The organism is Thioalkalivibrio versutus, from assembly GCF_001999325.1.
GTDB classification, from domain to species: Bacteria; Pseudomonadota; Gammaproteobacteria; order Ectothiorhodospirales; family Ectothiorhodospiraceae; genus Thioalkalivibrio; species Thioalkalivibrio versutus.
This window is the reverse complement of record NZ_MVAR01000017.1, coordinates 1-18719: the sequence shown is the minus strand read 5'-3', so window position 1 is coordinate 18719 and position 18719 is coordinate 1. Positions and strand designations below refer to the sequence as shown.

The window sequence follows — 18719 nt, the reverse complement described above, 5'->3', positions numbered from 1 at the left end:
GCCGCCGTGGTGGCCGAAGCGATGGTGGAACCGCCGATCGAGAGCGTCATCGAGGGTGTCCTGGCCGGCGTGTTCGCCGAGGTGTCGCGCCACCTCGATTGCCATGCGGCGTTCCGCGCGATGATGCTGGATTTGCAACCGCTACTGGTGCGCGCGGTCAGCCGTGACCTCGACTTCTTCCACGACCCCAGGCACCCGTTGCGCGAATGGGTCGGCAGTCTGATCAATACGGGCGTGCGGATCAGCCCCGAGGTCAGCGCGGAAGACTCGGAGGTGGTCAGCCGCTACCTTGATGCGATGCGCCAGAGTATCGAACACTTGGGGAACGCGATCGATGATCTGGATCGCCCGGCGGCGCAGGCGTTGCGGGAGGACTGGGACGCGGCCGTGGCCGCGGAGGACGAATACTGGCGGGCACAGGCCGCCGCGCGCGCGGCGCCGATGTGTCAGAAAGAACGCGCGGCCCGTGCCCGGCGCACCCTGACGGTCTGCGTGCTGGAGACCGGGGCCGAACTCCCGGAGCGCTCCGCCGAGCAGATCGCCGAGGCCTGGGAAGACCTGCTGGCGGTAGACGAGGCGGCCGTGCAGGTGCTGGACGCCGAGGTGCAGGACGTGGTGCGGGCCATCTGCAACCAGGCGACCCCGCAGGAAGCGAATCCGCTGGTGCAGCGGATCGTGGTGACCGCACGCAAGTTTGGCGCTGACGAGGCGCGCGTCAAGGCGGTCGTGCAGCACCTGGGCCAGGCCCATCTGCAGCGCATCCGGGCCTCCGCTGACGAGCCGCGCTTCGATCCCCAGGCGCGAATCCAGGCGCGGCGTGCAGTGCGCCTCGAGGATGACGACCCCGACCTGTTGACCGATCTCGACGATCCCTGGGTCTTCGATGCCAGCCGGATCCGCACCGGCGAGTGGTTCGAGATGGTCGACAAGGCGACCGGGCAGTTTCACCGCATGGGCCTGGTCTGGCGCGGTGAGGCGACCCGCGGCTACCTGTTCCTGTCGCTGGATCTGGGCGCCAGCCGGCGCCACTCCCTGCAGGGTGTGGCCCAGGAACTGCGCGAGGGCCGCATGCGCCCGCTCCCCGACGACAACCCGCTGGATGCCCTGCTCGCCTGACCGGCGCCTTTGCGCCAAAGGTCAAAGGCCTCTCTGGCACCACGAAGGCACGAAGAGGGATCAAGGGTGGGGGGCACCCGAGAGGGTCCGGAGACGGCGAGGGAATCGGGGTGAGAGCGTTGGTGCCGAGTGCCGTACGGGCTTTACACGACGACGTGCCTGGTATCGGGCTTGAGGTACCCCGGATTATGGTGGAGGTAGGGTGCGTTGAGCCCTGCCCAACGCACCGTTCGGGGACTTTCGCGTCCATCTGGAGTGTCCCGACGTTAGGCTCGGGGCAGGCGCACTCGCAGGTGGGTCGCGCCGATGACCGCGGCCGGTACCAGCAGCAGATTCACTAGCGGGACCATTGCCAGCAGCGTGGTCCCGGCGCCGAAGCTCAGGGTCTCCAGCCGGTGGGCGCGCACGGTCTTGCGGACCTCGGCGAATGCCAGGCCGTCGTTGGCCAGCGGCGCCTCCAGGAATTCCACGGCCAGCACCCAGCTCCCGAACGTGAACCAGGCGATCGGGGCCAGCAGGTTCAGTCCGGGGATCACCGTGATCAGCAGCACGGGGATGAACAGCAGGGCGTAGTAGCCGGTCTTGCGCAGCGCGGTTACGGTCGCGTGGCCCATCTCGCCAAGGAACGAGCGCGCCGGCTGGCGGGGCTCGTGGCCCAGCCCGCGGGCGGTACGGTAGGCCAGCGGTCCGGAGAACGGGCTGGCGATGATCGCCGCCAGCGCGACGGCGGAGACCCCAAAGGCCACCAGCAACGCCAGTGCGAACAGGGGCCAAAGTAGCCAGGCGAGCCAGTCCCAGCCGCCGGGCAGCCAGGCCGCCAGAAGGGCCTCGAAGCCGAGCCCGGCGGCCGTCGCGAGCCCGATTACGACCAGGATGTTGATGATCAACGGGCCGATCACCAGACCGCGCAGGCCCGGGTCGAATACGCGCGCGAGCCCGCGAAACGGTGCCAGGAAGGCGACCAGCGGTGTCAGGCGGAGGGTGCCGGCGGGCACGGATGTGCCCTTAGCGGCGAACCCCAAAGATCGCGAGTACGAGGCCCACGACGGACATGATCCCGCCAGCGATCAGGTACATGCGCGTGTCTTCCGTATAGCGCCCCATGAACTCCTGGTGCAGCTCCTCGCCCAGGCTTTCCGTTGCGTTGTAGCCCATCACCAGCAGGATGATGCCGCCCACCAGCAGTGCAATGCCGAGAATTCGCGTCCAGTGCATGTCGTATCCCCTTGTTGTTGGGTGCCTCCCCCGAATGTAGCACCGATCCGCTCCCTCGGCGTCATGGCAGAGCACATCGTGGGACGGGTTTTGTGGGAACGGCCTGCCCGTGCCTTGTTCTGGCAAACAGCGCCGTAGGATGCGACGAGCGCAGCGAATCGCATCAATCACCGGGGGGCTGAGCAATGATGCGATTCGCTGCGCTCATCGCATCCTACGTTTGTTGTCCGAGTCCGGCTTTGCCGGGGGCTTCGCGGCCAAGGCCGCTCCCACAAGATTCCCCTCATGGAATTGGTGGCCCCCAGCCGGCATCGCGGTCGGCTTGCAGGCGAAGCCCCGGCCAAAGCGGGAGATTGCCGAGCCTCTCGGCCTGGCCGGTTAACCCGTGAAACCCGGCTCCAGCCCCACGCCGATGCGCGCGAGCCGGGCGGCGCCGCTGGCGGCATCGTCGTCCTCGGCCGTGGTCACCGGCAATCCCAGGATCCGGCTGCGGATGCGTGTCCACACGGGGTTCTGGGCGCCGCCACCCAGGGACACGACACGCTCCACGCGCGGGGCGCCCAGCTCGGACAGGCGCTCATAGCCGTCGTGCTCCACCCGGGCAACCCCCTCGAACAGCCCCTGCAGGAAACGCGCGTCGTCCTCGGGGCGGGGGGTGAGGCGGGGCTTCAGCTCGGGGTCGTTGACCGGGAAGCGTTCGCCGCGGCGGGGCAGGGGGAGATAGTCGAGCCCGCTGTCGGTCTCGGGGTCGATCGCGGCGCTCAGCCGCTCCAGGGCCGCATCATCGAAGTGCTGGCGCAGTACCGCGCCGCCGCTGTTGGAGGCCCCGCCCACCAGCCAGCGCCCCAGCAGCCGGTGGCTGTAGATCCCGAGTTCCGGGGCGTAGATCGGTTCCGGGGCCAGCTGCTTGATCACCAGCGTGGAGCCCAGGCTGGTCACGCCCGTGGTGTCGTCGTCCACACCGGAGGCGAGGAACCCGGCGATGCTGTCGGTGGTGCCGGCGACCACCCGGCAGGCAGGGTTCAGATGCAGCGATTCCGCCATTTCCGGGTCCAGCGGGCCCAGTACCGTCCCGGCCGGGACCACCTCCGGCAGTAGCGACGCGTCACTGCCCAGGGTCTCCTGCAGCCAGTTCGGCCAGCCGCCCCACAGCGCGTCGTAGCCGAGCTTCAGGGCGTTGTTCTCGTCCATGCGGTCGAAGCGCCCGCGCAGGCGTCCGGTAACCCAGTCGGCCTGGTGCAGGACGCGACGCACGCCGGAGAGCCCCTCGTGGCGACGTAGCCACAACAGCTTGGCTGCCGACGAGCTGGGGCTGTGCACGGCGGAGTCCGCCGGCGCGACCCCGGCCAGTACCGACAGCATGTCGGTGGCCCGGGCATCGTTGTACATCAGGGCCGGATGGGTCGGGCGGCCGTCGGCATCCAGGCGCAGCAGGGTGGCGGAAGTGCCGTCCACCGCGATGGCGGCGGGCTCGCCGTTCAGATGCGTGGCCGCCTCGCGCAGCAGCTCGCGCACAATGGCCCACCACAGCGCCGGGTTCTGTTCCGCCCGCTGCTCGGCACCCCCCACCGACGCTGGCAGCGCCCGGTGCGCGGCGTGGATGCGTGCCCCGTCCGGGGCCAGCAGCGCGAGCCGGATCCCGGAGGTGCCGAGGTCGATGCCGATAGCGTGCATCGCGCGTCCGCTCAGCCGTTCATGTCCAGCGGGCTGCGGGTCGGCGCCGGCAGTTGCACCGGCTCCGGCGGCGTCCAGCCGGGCTTGCGATGTTCGGCAACCACGGTGGTGTAGACGCCGCCGCGCACGTTGAAGTACGAGGTCAGGCGCATGTAGCGCGGGTCGGTCGCCGCCACCAGATCCGCCAGGATGCGGTTGGTGACCGCCTCGTGGAATGCGCCTTCATCGCGGTAGGACCACATGTAGTTCTTCAGCGACTTCAGCTCCACGCACTTGCCGTCGGCAACATACTGGATATGAATCTCGGCGAAGTCCGGCTGCCCGGTGGCGGGGCACAGGCAGGTGAATTCCGGGATGCGGATATAGATCGCGAAATCGTTCTCCGGCGCCGGGTTGTCGAAGGTTTCCAGGGTCTTGCTCGGCTGGCTGGGCATGGGTTTGTCGCGTCCTTGGTCGTTCCTGTGGGAGCGGGCCTGCCCGCGAAGCCCCCGCCAAAGCGGGAGGCAAGGAAGGCTTGGCGTGCAGGCGCGCCGTAGGGTTTTGTATGGTTTCGTGAAGCGGTTCGTTTGTCGAACTGGCAGTGGGTCACGGTAAAGGGCTAAGCGTGTACCATTCTAACCCCGACTTTCCTGACCGCGGATAGCGCCGAACGTGCGACTCGCCCGAATCAAGCTGGCCGGCTTCAAGTCGTTCGTGGACCCGACCACACTCGTCCTCCCCGGCAACCGGGTGGGCGTGGTCGGGCCGAACGGCTGTGGCAAGTCCAATACCATCGACGCCGTGCGCTGGGTCATGGGCGAGTCCTCGGCCAAGCACCTGCGCGGGGACTCCAGCGAGGACGTCATCTTTAACGGCTCCTCCAGCCGCAAGCCGGTGGGGCAGGCCTCCATCGAGCTGGTGTTCGACAACTCTGACGGCCGTCTGGGCGGCGAGTACAGCGGCTACGGCGAGATCGCGGTCAAGCGCGCGCTGACCCGCGACGGCCAGTCCAAGTACTTCCTCAACGGCCAGCGCGCGCGGAAGCGCGACGTGGTCGACCTGTTCCTCGGCACCGGTCTGGGCCCACGCAGCTACGCCATCATCGAGCAGGGCATGATTGCGCGGCTGATCGAGGCGCGCCCCGAAGAGCTGCGCGTCTACCTGGAAGAGGCGGCCGGCATCTCCAAGTACAAGGAGCGCCGCCGCGAGACCGAGAACCGGGTACGCCATACCCGCGAGAACCTGGAACGCCTCGACGACGTGCGCGACGAGGTGTCCAAACAGGCCGAGCGCCTGAACCGCCAGGCCGCGACTGCCGAGCGCTACCAGGCGCTGGCCGCCGAGCGCCGGCGCAAGCGCGCCGAGGCCATCCTGCTGCGCCTGCAGGCCCAGGAGCAGGAGACGGAGGCCAGCCGCGCCCGCCTGAACGACGCCGAGACGGCGTTGGCTGCGAGCCAGGCCGAGGCCCAAAAGGCGCAGACGGGCACCGAGCAGGCACGCCAGGAGCGGGTCGAGCTGGAGGCCGCCACCACCCAGGCACAAAGCGCCTATTACGATCGCGCCGCCGAGGTCTCGCGCCTGGAGCAGTCCATCCGCCATGCGGAGGACGAACTGGCGCGCGAACAGGCGGAATTGCGCCAGCTGGAAAGCCGCATCGAGGCCGCCGCCAGCGAACACCAGGCGGTGGAGGCGCGCATCGCCCAGGCGGAACAGGAGAGCACGCAGCGTCAGGAGGCCGCCACGACCGCCGAGGCCGAGCGCGAACGCCTGGAGGCTGCCGCCGAAGGTGCCGAAACCGAATACCAGACCGCACGCGAGGCACTCACCGAATGGGAGCGCTCGCTCGCCGAGCCGCGCCAGAACGCCCAGCTCGCGCGCTCGCGCATGGACAATGCCGAGCATCTGCTCAAGCGCGTCGCCCAGCGCCGGGAACGCGTGGAGGCCGAGCGCGCGGCCCTGCCACAGACCCACCCGGGCACCGAGGCCGACCGCCTGGACGCGGAACTCACCGGACTGCGCGAGCGCTTGCAGGGGCTGCAGGGCGAACGCGACCAGCAACAGGCCGCGCTGGCCGATCTCGAACAGGCCCAGCGCGAGGAGCAGGACACCCTGCATGCCAACGAACGCGAGGCGCGCGAGGTCGCCGGGCGCCTGGCGGGGCTGGAGCACTTCGCCGGCGAGGACGACCCGCAGGAGACCCGCGCTCGCCGCGAGGCCTGGGCGCGCGAGCACGGGCTGGACCTGTCGCGCCCGCTGGTGCAGCAGCTGGAGGTGGCCGAGGGCTGGGATACCGCGGTGGAGATGGTGCTGGGCAGCTGGCTGGAGGCCGCCGTCACCGATCAACCAGAGACCGCGCAGGATCTCCCCGAAGCGATGCTGCGCCTGGTCGGCACGGGCCTGTCGCACACGCCGGAGGTGCCGGCGGGGAGCCTGGCCGGGCACGTGCAGGGCTCCCCGGTCGTCACCGCCTGGCTCGCCTTGGTGCATTGCGCGGAGGATGCCGACGCGGCGCGGGCGCGCCTGGCCACGCTGGGGCCGGGCGAGAGCGTGATCACCCCGGACGGCACCTGGCTGGGCCCGGGCTGGGTCGCTCATCGCACGCTGGAGGGTGGGGCCAGCGGTGCGGTGGCCCGCGTCCGCCTGGCGCGCGAGCTGCAGGAACGCCAGGAAGACCTGAACACGCAGGTGAGCCGGCTGCAGGCTGCGCTGGAAGAACGCAACGAGACCATCGCGGCCACCCGCGCCCGGCGCGAGGCGCTGGACGGGCAGATCCGCGAACAAAAGGCGCAGATCGAGGACCGTGAGCGCCGCGTGCAACGCCTGCGCGACCAGGCGCGCCAGCTCGAGCAGCAGCAGGAACGCATCGACCGCGAGGCGGGCGAGCTGGACGACGAGGCCGCGCGCGCCCGCGAGCAGTTCGCCACGGCGGAGGCCGAACGCAACGGGGCCCTGACCCGCATCGAGACCCTGGAGGCCGACCGCGCCGCTCTGGAGGCGCGGGTCGAGGCCGCGCGCACGGCCCAGACGGGCGCCCGCGACGCGGTGCGCGCGGCGCGCGACGCGGCCAGTCAGGCGCGCATGGCCGAGCAGGAGGCGCGCCATCGCCTGGAGCGCGAACAGAACGAACGCGGGCGCCTGGAGCGCCAGCGCGAGGACGACGCCCAGCGCCGCGAGCGCCTGGCGCAGGGGCTCAGCGACCGCCAGGGCCCGCTGGAGCAGTGGCGCGCGGACCTGCAGACCGCGGCGGAACAGCGCCAGGCCGCTGAGGCACGCCTGACCCAGGCGCGGGCGGACCTGGAGGCCTGCGACGCGCGGCTGCGCGAACTGGCGAGCACCAGCACCGAGCTGGGCAACCGGGTCGAGGCACAGCGTTCCACCTGCGAGGAGCTGCGTCTGGACCTGCGCGAACGCTCGGTGCAGATCGAACAGCTCAAGACCCAGTTCCAGGAATCCGGCTTCGCCGCCGAGGCCCTGGCCCCCGAGCTACCGGAGGACGCGACCGTCCCCGCCTGGGAACAGGCGATCGGCGAACTGGATCGCAAGATCGAGAAGCTCGGACCGATCAACCTGGCGGCGATCGACGAGGCGCGCAGCCTGGAGGAGCGCTCGCGCTACCTGGAGGAGCAGCACGCGGACCTGATCGAGGCGCTGGAGACCCTGGAGGCGGCGATGCACCGCATCGATCGCGAGACCCGGGCCCTGTTCAAGCAGACCTTCGACCAAGTGAATGCCGGGCTCGGGCACAAGTTCCAGCGCCTGTTCGGGGGCGGCGAGGCGCGTCTGGAGATGACCGGCGATGACCTCCTGGATACCGGCGTCACCATCATGGCGCGCCCGCCGGGCAAGCGCCTTTCGACCATCCACCTGATGTCCGGCGGCGAGAAGGCGCTCACCGCCTCGGCCCTGGTGTTCGCGATCTTCGAACTGAATCCGGCGCCCTTCTGCATGCTGGACGAGGTGGATGCCCCACTGGACGAGGCCAACGTCGGACGCTTCTGTGACCTGCTGCGCGAGATGTCGGAGCAGATCCAGTTCATCTTCATTACTCACAACAAGGCAACGATGGCCATGGCGGAACAGCTGATCGGCGTTACCATGCACGAGCCGGGCGTGTCGCGCCTGGTTAGCGTGGATATCGACGAGGCTGTGGAACTGGCCGAGGCCTGACCGTCGGTACCGGGATCAACGAGGTTTTTTGTGGATTGGATGCGTATCAGCCTGGTCATTTTGGGGATTGTCCTGATCGCGGGGATCTGGGCCGCCCATCGTCTGCGCGCGCGGGCGCAGCAGCGCGATATGGAGGACGATGCCGCGGACTGGGGCGACGAGGCCGTACATATCCGTGCCAGTGACGAGCCGGGCGACAAGCGCTGGTACGCGCCGGCCGAGCCCGGGGACTCCGCTGAACCGGAGGCCGGCTGGGGCGATCCGCTGGATACCGGCCGCAGCGTTCGCACCGGCGGCGCGCGCGAACCCGCGTTCGACGAGCCGCGCATCCCCGGCGCGGCGCACGAGGAGCGCCACGAGCCGCACCTCGGCGTGACCGCCAACGACGACGAGCCGGATCTGGAACCGGACTACGGCCGGCGGGGTGAACGCGCCCAGGACATCTACGGCGTGCTGGACAGCGACGACGAGCCCACGCCGCCCCCGCCGCACGGGGCGTTCGAACCGTCGCCCGAGGATCGCCCGGCCCGCGCCCGGCGCAAGGGTTCGGGCAGCGCCCCGGTCGAGCGGGCCCGCGAGGCGTTCGGGGGGCTGGGTGCACGTCTGCGCTCCGGCATGGATCGCCTGCGTCCGGGCAAGCTCAAGCCAACGCGCGCCCATGACACCCTGGGCGAGCATCTGGATCCGGACCACGAGATGAACCCGGACCTGATCGAGCAGCCGGCGCCGGATATGGAGACGCTGGGCGAATACGTGTCCGAGCCGCGCGTGGTGGGGCGCAATCCGAGGGCCGAACGCCGCCCGTCGGAGGAGAAAATCCTGCTGCTGCACGTGGTCGCGCCGCGCAACAAGCCGTTTACCGGCGTCGCCCTGGGTGCGGCGATGCAGCGCGCTGGAATGACCCCCGGCGAGATGGATATCTACCATTTCTTTGAACCGGAGACGGATGCCGGCGTGCCGCTCTTCTCCGCCGCCAACATGGTCCCGCCCGGCACCCTGCGCGAGGAAGACCTGGCGGACATGATGACGCCCGGCGTCACGCTGTTTACCCAGGTGCATCGCAGCGCCGAGCCGCAGCGTGCCTTCGAGGCGTTGCTGGAGCATGCCCACGTGCTGGCGCGCGATCTCGGTGGCAGCATCCTGGATGCCCAGCAGTCCACCGCGACCAACCAGACGCTGGCCTACATGCGTGAGGACCTGAGCGACTGGCTGCGTCGCCACCGCCCGGATGTGCTGCGCCGGCGGAGTACGCGGTGAGCCGGTCGGGTTCGCCTGCCTCGCAGGCTGGCTCGACGGATTCTCCGAAGACGCGCATCGACGCGCTGCGGCGCCAGATCGAGCATCACAACTACCGCTACTACGTGCTCGACGACCCCGAGGTCTCGGATGCCGAGTTCGATGCCCTGATGCGCGAGCTGGAGCAACTGGAGGCGGACCACCCGGAGCTTGTCACCCCCGATTCGCCCACCCAACGCGTGGGCGCCACCCCGGCCGAGGGCTTTGCCACCGTCCGACATCGCCTGCCGATGCTGTCGCTCGCCAACGGCTTCGAGGCGGACGCGATCCGCGACTTCGACCGCCGCGTACGCGAGCGTCTGGCGAAACAGACTGGCGACCCTGCGCGCGGCGAGGGCGCCGTCACCTACATGGCCGAGCCCAAGCTGGACGGCCTCGCCATCAGCCTGATCTACGAGGACGGGCGCCTGGTCCAGGCTGCCACCCGCGGCGACGGCGAGACCGGCGAGGACGTGACCGCGAACGTGCGCACCGTGCGCCCGATCCCGCTGCATTTGGGCGACCGCTTCACCGACGACGCCCCGCGGGTGCTGGAGGTGCGCGGCGAGGTCTTCATGCGCCGGGCCGACTTCGAGCGCCTGAACGCCGGGCTGGAGGCCGACGGGCTGCGCGGGTTCATGAACCCGCGCAATGCCGCCGCCGGCAGCCTGCGCCAGCTGGACTCGAAGGTGACCGCGCGCCGCCCGCTCAGCTTCTTTGCCTACTCGGTGGGTTTCGTCGAGGGCGGGACGCTGCCGGACACCCAGTCCGGCACCCTGGACTGGCTGCAGCGCCTGGGCTTCCCGGCCTGCCCGGAGCGCGAGGTGCTGGAGGGCGTCGAGGCCTGCCTCGACTACTACGAGCGCCTCGCCGCCCGCCGCGCGGGGCTGGACTACGAGATCGACGGCATCGTGTACAAGGTGGATGCCCTGGCGGATCAGCAGCAGCTGGGCTTCGTCTCGCGCGCGCCGCGCTGGGCCATCGCCCACAAGTTCCCGGCGGAGGAGCGCACCACCACGCTGCGCAATGTCGAGTTCCGTGTCGGTCGCACCGGCGCGCTCACCCCGGTGGCGCGCCTGGAGCCGGTGCTGGTCGGTGGCGTGATGGTCAGCAACGCCACGCTGCACAACATGGACGAGATCGCGCGCAAGGACGTGCGCATCGGCGACCGCGTGATCGTGCGCCGCGCCGGCGACGTGATCCCCGAGGTGGTCGGCCGCGCCGGCGGCGAGCGCCCCGCGGACACCCGCGCCATCGAGATGCCCGCGGCCTGCCCGGAGTGCGACTCGCACATCGAGCGCACCGAAGGCGAGGTCGTGGCCCGCTGCACTGGCGGGCTGGTGTGCCCGGCGCAGCGGCGCGAGGCCCTCAAGCACTTCGTCTCGCGCCGCGCGATGGATATCGAGGGCTTCGGCGAGAAGATCATCGAGCAGCTGGCCGACGGCGGCGTCGTGCAAAGCCCGGCGGATCTCTTCGCCCTGGATGCCGAACGCTTGGAGGCGCTGGAACGGGTCGGCCCCAAGCTTGCCGAGAACCTGGTCAACGCCCTGGAGCAGGCGCGCGAGACCACGCTGGCGCGCTTCATCTTCGCGCTGGGTATCCGCGAGGTGGGGGAGGTCACCGCCCGCAACCTGGCCGAATACTACGGCGACCTCGACACGCTGATGCAGGCGGATGCCGAGGCGCTGCAGGAGGTCCCGGATGTCGGCCCCATCGTCGCCGAGCACATCGCCAACTTCTTCGCCGAGCCGCACAACCCCCAGGTGATCCGCGCCCTGCGCGAGGCCGGTGTGCACTGGCCCGACCCGCCCCGGCGCGAGGTCGCGGAGACGGGCGACGACGCGCCGTTGGCCGGCTGCACCTACGTCCTCACCGGCAGCTTCGACGCCATGACCCGCGACGAGGCCAAGGCCGCCCTCGAGGCCCGCGGCGCCAAGATCACCGGCTCCGTCTCCAAAAAGACCACCGCCGTCATCGCCGGCGCCGACCCCGGCTCCAAGGTCACCAAGGCCGAATCTCTGGACATCCCCATCCTCGGCCCCGACGACCTCGCCCAACTCCTAACCTGATGAACCCTGCCTTTGTAGGAGCGGCCTTGGCCGCGAAGCCCCTGCCCGGGTCCGACTTTGGCAGGGGCTTCGCGGCCAAGGCCGCTCCCACAGGGCTCACCCTAGCGATAAGGGGTGTTGCCGATGATTGAGGCAACAGGGGTGGGCCGCAGAAGATCTTTGCGGACAGAAGGTGTGCGGTGAACGCGTTTGCTACTCTGGCAACACGGGTAACCACGGTTCGTGATTCGAATGCTCCAGCCAGACCACACAAGCCGCATTACCGAGCTCGCCGCGCGCCATGACTGGCGCCTGGTCATCCTGTTCGGCTCTACTGCGCGTGACGGCCAGGGGCGGGATGTGGATCTGGCCGTTCAGCCGCGGTCGACGCCGGATCTCATGACGCAGGGCCGCTGGCAAAGAGAGCTGGAGGACGTGCTCGATCCCTCACCGGTGGATCTTCTGGTACTCACGGATGGCACCTCGCCGACCACGCGCTTCGAGATTTTCCGGGATGGCGAATGCCTGTTCGAGGCGGAGGCAGGCCGCTTCCACGCGGAACAGGACCGTGCGTTCTTCCTGCACGCGGATTCCGTCCTGTTCCAGCGCCACCTGACGGAGGGCCCGGATGCCGCCTGAAGCCTCCGAGGTGATGCAGCGCAAGCTCGGAATGCTGCGCCAGTTCCTGGCGGACCTGGAGCTCTACGCGGCAATGGAGCCGAGACAGCAGCGCCGGGAACACTACGCCATCGAGCGCTTGCTGCAGCTCCTCTGCGAGTCCTCGGCGGACATTGGCCTGCAGTTGTTGCGCCACGATGGTTATCGGCTCGCTGCGACCTATCGCGAGGTGTTCGAGGCCCTCCGTGACCGCCTCGATCTCGACGAGGCATTAACGGAGCGTTTGATGGATGCCTGCGCCATGCGCAACCTCCTTACCCACCTCTACGACACGATCGACCTGGAACGGGTCGTCGGGGCCGTCACGCCGGCCCTTGATGCGTATGACCAGTTCGCCCAATGGGCCGAACAACGCGCGTAGGCGCCCCAGCTCGCGGGGTTGAGCGTCCCCGCTGGTAATCACGACGAGGTGTGGAAGGTGGAAGTCTTTGTGGGAGCGGGCTTGCCCGCGAAGCCCCTGCCAAAGTCCGACCCGGGCGGGGGCTTCGCGGGCAAGCCCGCTCCAACAAGGTGCGCGCCCATGGAATGAGGCCATACTGGGCGAAAGTGTTGTGAGCAGGAGGTTCGAATGCCAGGGAAGGCACGAACGCACCGGCTGCGGATTGGACGGTTCAGCGAGCCGGGAAGGGTCTATTTGATCACGGCCGTTTGCGCCGACCGGCATGCCTGGTTTGGAGCGCTCGATCACGGTCGCTGCGTGGTTCAGGCGTTGCGTGAGGTGGAAGGGGTGGCGACTACACTCTGCTTCGTGGTCATGCCCGACCACGTCCACTGGCTGATGCAACTGGAAGATGGGGAGTTGTCCCGCACCGTACAGAAGCTGAAGGGTTCGGCCACGCGGCGAATTGGTCAATTGCGCGGCCGACCGTGTCGGATATGGCAGCCAGGCTTCCATGACCGCGCGTTGCGCCGGAAAGAGGATCTCCAGGCGGTCGCCCGCTATGTGGTGGCGAACCCGCTGCGGGCAGGGCTGGTCGGCAATCTCGGTGATTACCCCCTGTGGGATGCGGCCTGGCTGGAGTAAGGGGCTGAATGGACTTTGGCGGGGGCTTCGCGGCCAGGGCCGCTCCCACAGTGAATGAGGCAGGGAGCGGGGATGGAGTCTGCTAGCGGTAGCGGCCCTGTGGGAGCGGGCTCGCCCGCGAAGCCCCTGCCAGCGTCGGTTGGTGGCAACACTCTCGGCCGTGAGTGCATTTTTATGACGGTTTGCTTATGCTCCGCTCGCCGCGATGGAGAGCGGCAGCGCCCGGCACGTACACTTGCTGTAGTGTAATTCAGGCAATTTTTGTGGACGGGAGAGTCGGGCGAGACATGCCGGGACGGTGTTGCAGATCATGCTGAGAATGGGCCTGGAAAGCTTGTTCAAGCTGCCGCGCTCGAAGAAGCGCTGGCTCATGGTGATGGCGGATACCGTCATGCTGCCGCTGGCGTTGTGGTCCGGCTTTGCGATCCGCCTGGCCGAGCCGTTCCCGCCGATCATGCTGGAAACCTGGTGGCTGTTCCCGCTGGTGGTGCTGATTGGTATCCCGCTGTTCGTGAGGCTGGGGCTTTATCGGGCCGTTGTGCGATTCATGGGGGCGCGCACCATCTGGGCTGTGGGTTCCGGGGTGGTGATCCTGGCACTGGTGCTGTGGGCTTCTGCAACCCTGGCGCAAGTCGAAGGCTTCCCGCGGTCGGCGCCGATCAATTTCGCGATCGTGGCCTTCATCTATGTCGGCGGCAGCCGGTTCCTGGTGCGCACGTGGTATCGCTCCATCATCGAGGCGGCCGCGGGTGCGGAGCCGGTGGTGGTGTTCGGGGCGGGTGAGGCCGGCGTGCAGCTCCTGTCGGGGCTCAAGGCCGGGGGCCGCTTTCGGGTGGTCGCGTTCGTGGACGAGGACCGCAGCCTGCAGGGCAGTTCGATCGACGGGATTCCCGTCCACAGCCCGGAGCGCCTGGAGCGCCTTGTGTCGCGTTTCCGGGTCAGGCGGATGCTCCTGGCCATTCCGTCCGCGACGCGCCAGGAACGCCGGCGCATCCTGGAACAGCTGGAACCGCTCCCGGTGTACGTGCAGACGGTCCCGTCGATGGAGTCGGTGGTCTCCGGGCATGCGAGCCTGGAACAACTGGAAGATGTGGACATCGCCGATCTGCTCGGGCGCGACCCGGTACCCCCGGACCCCGAGCTGCTGACCTGCAGCGTGCACGGGCGGGTGGTGATGGTGACCGGCGCGGGCGGTTCCATTGGCTCCGAGCTGTGCCGGCGCATCATCCGTCTGGAACCGGCGGCGCTGATCCTGTTCGAGCGCAACGAGTTCGCGCTCTACAGCATCGAGCGCGAGCTGCAGGAGTACTCGGCGCAACTGGAGCAGTGCCCGGCCATCCACGCCGTGCTGGGTTCGGTGGCCAATGCGCGGCGTGTGGCCTCCGTGCTGGCGGAATACGGCGTACAAACGCTGTACCACGCCGCGGCCTACAAGCATGTGCCGATCGTCGAGGCCAACCTGATCGAGGGCGTGCGCAACAATGTCTTCGGTACCGCCGTGCTCGCGGAGGCAGCGCTCAATGCCGGCGTGGACCGCTTCATCCTGATCTCCACCGACAAGGCCGTGCGCCCCACCAACGTCATGGGCGCCACCAAGCGCCTGGCCGAGATGGTCCTGCAGGATCGCGCCCGCGAGCAGCGCGGGACCATCTTCAGCATGGTGCGCTTCGGCAACGTGCTGGGCTCGTCCGGCTCCGTGGTGCCGCTGTTCCACCAGCAGATCCGCGATGGCGGCCCGGTGACGGTGACCCATCCGGAGATCACACGCTACTTCATGTCCATCCCCGAGGCGGCGGAGCTGGTCATCCAGGCCGGCGCCATGGCCGAGGGCGGTGAGGTCTACGTGCTCGACATGGGCGAGCCGGTGCGCATCGTGGATCTGGCGCGGCGCATGATCCACCTGCATGGGCGCCAGGTGAAGGAAGATGGCGTGCCCGAAGATGGTGTGGAGATCGTGTTCACCGGCCTGCGTCCGGGCGAGAAGCTCTACGAGGAGCTGCTGATCGGCGACAACGTCCAGGCCACGGGCCATCCGCGGATCATGCGCGCACGCGAGGACTGCGTATCGGCGAAGGACCTGCACGCTGCCCTCAATCAGCTGGACCAGGCCGACCGCGACATGGACACCGAGCGGGCCTGCCGCACCATCCGCGCTGTAGTACACGAGTACGCCCCGGCCAATCACCCACCGCAGGAACGCGTGGCTGGGTAAGGCGGGCGTTAACCTTTCGTGCCCCCGATCGCATCATTGTTCATGGCGCCCCAGTATCCTCGGGCGCTGGGCAAACGTGCCAGCGCCCTTGCGCCCCTGTAGGAGCCTGCTCGCAGGCGAAGCCCCTGCCCGCGCCGGACTTCGGCAGGGGCTTCGCCGCCAAGGCGGCTCCTACGGGGCTCGGACGCACGGCCGACGAACTTGGCTACACAGATTGCAACAGGAAGGAAACCAGGAATGAAAATCGCAGTCGCCGGAACCGGCTACGTCGGGCTCTCCAACGCCGTCCTGCTCGCGCAGCACCATGAGGTCGTCGCGCTCGACGTGGTGCCGGAGAAGGTCGAGCAGATCAACCGCAGGCACTCCCCGATCATCGATGTCGAGATCCAGGACTTCCTGGAAAACCATGCGCTGAACCTCAAGGCCACGCTGGACAAGCAGGAGGCCTACGCGGACGCGGACTTCGTGATCATCGCCACGCCGACGGACTACGACCCGCAGACCAACTACTTCAACACCGCCACGGTGGAGTCGGTCATCCGCGACGTGCTGGCGATCAATCCGCATGCGGTGATGGTCATCAAGTCCACCGTGCCGGTCGGCTACACTCGCGAGATCAAGGCGCAGCTGGAGACCGACAACATCCTGTTCTCGCCGGAGTTCCTGCGCGAGGGCCGGGCGCTGTACGACAACCTGCACCCCTCCCGGATCATCGTCGGCGAGCAGTCCGAGCGGGCCGAGACCTTCGCCCGGCTGCTGGCGGAAGGCGCGATGGATGACGATATCCCCATGGTCTTCACGCACTCGACCGAGGCCGAGGCGATCAAGCTGTTCGCCAATACCTACCTGGCCATGCGCGTGGCGTATTTCAACGAGTTGGACAGCTACGCCGAAGCCAACGGCCTGGATACGCGCCAGATCATTGAGGGCGTGTGCCTGGATCCGCGCATCGGCAGCCACTACAACAATCCGTCGTTCGGCTTTGGCGGCTATTGCCTACCGAAAGACACCAAACAGCTGCTGGCCAACTACGACGAGGTCCCGAACAACATTATCAAGGCCATTGTTGACGCGAACCGCACGCGCAAGGACTTTGTTTCCGACGCGATCATCAAGCGTCAGCCAAAGGTCGTCGGCATCTACCGCCTGGTGATGAAGAGCGGCTCCGACAACTTCCGCGCCTCCGCCATCCAGGGCGTGATGAAGCGCATCAAGGCCAAGGGCATCGAGGTCGTCGTCTACGAGCCGGAACTCCCCGATGACGAGTTCTACCGCTCCCGCGTCATCCGCGACCTGGACGAGTTCAAGCGCGTGTCCGACGTCATCGTCGCCAACCGCATCACCGACGACCTCCGCGACCAGACCGACAAGGTCTACACCCGCGACCTCTTCAACAACGACTGACCCAGCCCGGTTCGCTGTCCCCTTGTAGGACGGGCGCGCCCGCGAAGCCCCCGCCAAAGCCAGCCCTGGTCCCCCTTGGCGAGCAGGCCCGCTCCCACAAGGCTCGTCTCCGTGCTCATGCAGCCACGGACCGACGTGCCTTCGGTTGGGTCATCTCGGCGGATGCGGCTTTATGCCTCTGATCAGCACCGGCTGGCCGGTTGCGGGTGTCATTTGGTGGCGCGCCTGTAAAAGGGCGGCGCCTAACCTTGCAAAAAGCCCTGGTTTCCGGTCCAATCGCGACGCCCTGGGGTTGAACCCTTAAGGCACTTCGATCCCGCATTATGGCAACGCCCGAGCGCCTTCCTGGCAAGTGGTTCGGGGCCGCCATCACTGCCGGTATCGACCTGGCCGAACGCCTCGGGCCGAACTGAGGCCCCCTGCACATTGCGTTTGAATACAGGAACTGACTCATGAACGATCCCGCCGGTCCGCAATCCCGTCCGTACGACGACGAAATCAGCCTGTACGAGCTGTGGGATGTGCTGGTGCGCCGTTTGCCGGTCTTGCTGGGTGTTGCGGTACTCACCGTCGTTCTGGGTGTCGTGTATGCCTTGATGCAGCCGGTGGAGTACGAATACCGCTCGGGAGTGGATCTCCCGAGGATCTATTCCGCCGGGTTCGTCGACGTGGTCTCACAGGATATGGTGATCGCTCGGCTCGAGGACGTATTGATCCCGCAGCAACGCGATCAGCTCTTCGGCGACGAGGAGCGGGGGCCTCGCGTTCGCGTGAGTGCCCACGGCTCGGACTACAGCCTGATCCTGGAGTCCACCAGTACGCGCGAGGCCGCCGAGCATGTGGCGGAGCTCCACGAGGGAGTGATCGCGGCTATGGCCGAGTGGCTGAGGCCACGGTTTGAACAAAGCCTGGCCAGCCATCTGAGGCCCTTGAACAGCCGCATCGAGGTGCTGGATGATCAGATCGCGCTGCTGCAGGAGGACCTCAACGCGCTCTACGGGCGTCTGGGCGAGGGCGATGACATCGCCGGCCTGATCGTGGCCCAGCAAATTGGCGATATCCGCCGAGAGCTGTCCAGGCTGCGTTCGTCCCGCACGGATGCGGCATCCAGTGCCGAAACGGTTGAAGCAATGAGTCGCGACACCGAACAAACCTTCCTTGCCGGGGAGTCGGACGATCCGGCCGGCGCGGGCCGGTCGCTCATCGTCGCCCTGTCCGTGGTGCTTGGAGGCATGCTCGGATTGTTTGCGGCTTTCTTCTGGGAGTTCGTCAGCAACGCCCGAAGCCGCCGCCCCGAACAAGGTTAGCTCCGGACTTATGTAGCGTTCCCCGCCGAAGCTTCTGGAGGGGAGGGCTTCTTCAAAGCATGCCATGTTTGCGCGCGGGCCCGACTGGACCCGCGCGTTCCGTTGCCATAAGACCGGCCGATATGCTCTACTTTCGGCCTTCGTTCACCCCGTGAACGCACATTTAGCAGTTCTCCCAGGGCGGGCCCGCGAATAATCCGGGTGCACCGTCCCGGCGGTAGCGTGCCCAAACGCTGCTCATGACCCGGATAACCCCTTGATTGAAGAAGACCTTCATCTGGAAGTGCTCCGCCTGCTGGAGCGCGAGCCGGACATGAGCCAGCGCCAGCTCGCGCGGGCGCTGGGCCTGTCAGTGGGCAAGACGCACTACGCGCTCAAGGCCGTCCTCGACCGCGGCTGGGTCAAGGCGCAGAACTTCCGCCGCTCGGACAACCGCTCGGCCTACCTGTACCAGCTCACGCCAAGCGGCCTGCAGGAAAAGGCCCGCCTGGCCTATGGGCTGCTCCAGCGCAAACGCGCCGAGCACGAAGCCCTGATGACCGAAATCGAACAACTCCGCGTCGAAGTGCAAAACGCCAAACCCGCGGATGAGCCACCCACCCCGTAGGAGATTCTATGTC

General features: G+C 68.0%; 15 protein-coding genes. 11 read left to right on the top strand and 4 right to left on the bottom strand.

Going from position 1 to position 18719, the window contains the following annotated elements:
• The coding region (locus B0684_RS06530; protein WP_143592450.1) for a DUF1631 family protein at window positions 1–1116 on the top strand (1116 nt) is incomplete at its 5' end.
• Window positions 1117–1382: 266 nt separating this feature from the next.
• Here B0684_RS06530 and cysZ read toward each other — a convergent pair.
• The 4 genes from cysZ to queF form a co-directional block, all read right to left on the bottom strand.
• Complete coding sequence (gene cysZ / locus B0684_RS06525; protein WP_018650313.1) at window positions 1383–2111, bottom strand: sulfate transporter CysZ; 729 nt, start codon at window positions 2109–2111, stop codon at window positions 1383–1385.
• A gap of 10 nt (window positions 2112–2121) precedes the next feature.
• Window positions 2122–2331: a DUF3185 family protein gene (locus tag B0684_RS06520; RefSeq protein WP_018650312.1), complete on the bottom strand. Its 210-nt coding sequence runs from the start codon at window positions 2329–2331 to the stop codon at window positions 2122–2124.
• 378 nt (window positions 2332–2709) lie between these two features.
• Window positions 2710–4005, bottom strand: a complete 1296-nt coding sequence (locus tag B0684_RS06515) for an FGGY-family carbohydrate kinase (RefSeq protein ID WP_018650311.1) — start codon at window positions 4003–4005, stop codon at window positions 2710–2712.
• Between the two features lie 11 nt (window positions 4006–4016).
• Complete coding sequence (queF, locus tag B0684_RS06510) at window positions 4017–4439, bottom strand: preQ(1) synthase (protein WP_018650310.1); 423 nt, start codon at window positions 4437–4439, stop codon at window positions 4017–4019.
• 217 nt (window positions 4440–4656) lie between these two features.
• Here queF and smc point away from each other — a divergent pair, with 217 nt between their 5' ends.
• The 10 genes from smc to B0684_RS06460 all read left to right on the top strand — a co-directional run bounded on the left by smc (window position 4657) and on the right by B0684_RS06460 (window position 18706).
• The gene (gene smc / locus B0684_RS06505) at window positions 4657–8151 is read left to right on the top strand and encodes a chromosome segregation protein SMC (RefSeq protein WP_018650309.1); all 3495 of its coding nucleotides are present in this window, start codon (window positions 4657–4659) and stop codon (window positions 8149–8151) included.
• 39 nt (window positions 8152–8190) lie between these two features.
• The gene (locus B0684_RS06500) at window positions 8191–9408 is read left to right on the top strand and encodes a cell division protein ZipA (protein ID WP_018650308.1); all 1218 of its coding nucleotides are present in this window, start codon (window positions 8191–8193) and stop codon (window positions 9406–9408) included.
• Window positions 9405–11495, top strand: coding sequence for an NAD-dependent DNA ligase LigA (gene ligA, locus B0684_RS06495; protein ID WP_018650307.1), 2091 nt, complete (start codon window positions 9405–9407; stop codon window positions 11493–11495). Before B0684_RS06500 ends, ligA begins: the two co-directional genes overlap by 4 nt.
• A gap of 231 nt (window positions 11496–11726) precedes the next feature.
• Window positions 11727–12113 (top strand): nucleotidyltransferase domain-containing protein, encoded by a 387-nt coding sequence (locus B0684_RS06490; protein ID WP_018176968.1) that lies wholly within the window; start codon window positions 11727–11729, stop codon window positions 12111–12113.
• On the top strand, window positions 12103–12513 hold the full coding sequence (gene hepT, locus B0684_RS06485) for a type VII toxin-antitoxin system HepT family RNase toxin (RefSeq protein WP_018650306.1): 411 nt from the start codon (window positions 12103–12105) through the stop codon (window positions 12511–12513). Before B0684_RS06490 ends, hepT begins: the two co-directional genes overlap by 11 nt.
• A 207-nt stretch (window positions 12514–12720) precedes the next feature.
• A complete protein-coding gene (locus B0684_RS06480; RefSeq protein WP_018650305.1) occupies window positions 12721–13176 on the top strand; it encodes an REP-associated tyrosine transposase in 456 nt (151 codons plus the stop codon).
• 310 nt (window positions 13177–13486) lie between these two features.
• The gene (locus B0684_RS06475; protein WP_026313070.1) at window positions 13487–15388 is read left to right on the top strand and encodes a polysaccharide biosynthesis protein; all 1902 of its coding nucleotides are present in this window, start codon (window positions 13487–13489) and stop codon (window positions 15386–15388) included.
• A 237-nt stretch (window positions 15389–15625) separates the two neighbouring features.
• Window positions 15626–16792, top strand: a complete 1167-nt coding sequence (locus tag B0684_RS06470) for a nucleotide sugar dehydrogenase (RefSeq protein WP_018650303.1) — start codon at window positions 15626–15628, stop codon at window positions 16790–16792.
• Between the two features lie 452 nt (window positions 16793–17244).
• On the top strand, window positions 17245–18099 hold the full coding sequence (locus tag B0684_RS06465) for a Wzz/FepE/Etk N-terminal domain-containing protein (protein WP_018650302.1): 855 nt from the start codon (window positions 17245–17247) through the stop codon (window positions 18097–18099).
• 256 nt (window positions 18100–18355) lie between these two features.
• The gene (locus tag B0684_RS06460) at window positions 18356–18706 is read left to right on the top strand and encodes a MarR family EPS-associated transcriptional regulator (RefSeq protein ID WP_018650301.1); all 351 of its coding nucleotides are present in this window, start codon (window positions 18356–18358) and stop codon (window positions 18704–18706) included.
• Window positions 18707–18719: the final 13 nt, after the last annotated feature.